At 39.2% G+C, this 1,100-nt stretch carries 1 protein-coding gene; it reads left to right on the top strand.

Features of this window, described 5'->3' with window-relative positions:
* The coding region (locus BCU84_RS20555; RefSeq protein ID WP_102529903.1) for an IS4 family transposase at positions 1-1,100 on the top strand (1,100 nt) is incomplete at both ends.

Below are 1,100 nucleotides of genomic sequence, written 5' to 3'. Positions count from 1 at the left end.
CTCGCCGACAAAGTTTGTTCTGTGCAGTCGAAAGCTCAATGAATGGAGGCTCCCTTTCAATTACAGGCCTTGGCCGTAACATTGAAAGTAAAGCGCTGGAAAAACATAAGATTAAACGTGTCGATAGGCTTTGTAATAATGGCCATTTACATCGTGATATCGAGTTTATATACACACGCATGACTTGCTTACTAATCGGAAGAATGAAACAACCGATAATTCATATCGATTGGTCTGATCTTGATGACCGAAAGCAACATTTTCTCATTAGAGCATCGCTTGCAGCTCAAGGTCGTTCACTGACACTTTATGAAGAAATTCATCCGCTAAATAAAAAAGAGAAGCCTAAAACTCATCAACTATTTCTAACTAAATTAAAAACTATGCTTCCCAATGAGTGCAAACCTATAATCGTGACAGATGCAGGTTTTCGTATACCTTGGTTCAAGCAAATTTTGTCATTAAATTGGGATTACGTAGGCAGATTTAGAAATCGAACTCACTGTAAAAAATTACCAGTAGATAGCTGGTATCCAGTTAAACAACTCTATGTTCAAGCAAGCACCAGAGCTAAAAGCCTCGGTGTTTACATGCTAGGTGAACAAACCTCTTTTAAGTCCCGTTTAGTTATTTTCAAACGTAACGCAAAAGGACGTAAAGACAAAGTGGTAACGGGTGAAAAGTCGAGGCGGAGTAAACAATCTCGAGCCAGTGCAGAACGAGAGAAAGAGCCTTGGTTACTTGCTACATCACTTTGTTTATCAAGTGCTGCTGCCAAAAGAGTCGTTAAGATTTATTCAACAAGAATGCAGATAGAAGAAAGCTTTAGAGATGTTAAAACAGGTCTAAAAATGAATGATAGCGGCTCAAGGAACCAAGATAAATTAAGCGTGCTTCTACTCATCGCCAGTCTTTCACAATTTATACTTTACCTGCTTGGTTTGGCGGTCAAAGCAGCAGATAAACACAGGCAATATCAAGCTAACTCGATAAAGCACCGGAATGTACTTTCAAACCAGTTTATTGGCTTGAGAGCCTACAAAGATAAGAATTTGAAGCTGTTGAAATCGCATTGGCAGTTAGCGATTAAGATGCTGCTG

Origin of the sequence: Shewanella sp. 10N.286.51.B7, from assembly GCF_002873615.1 — a bacterium.
In the GTDB taxonomy this organism is placed as follows: Bacteria; Pseudomonadota; Gammaproteobacteria; order Enterobacterales; family Shewanellaceae; genus Shewanella; species Shewanella electrodiphila.
This window is presented reverse-complemented; position numbering and strand designations above follow the sequence as displayed.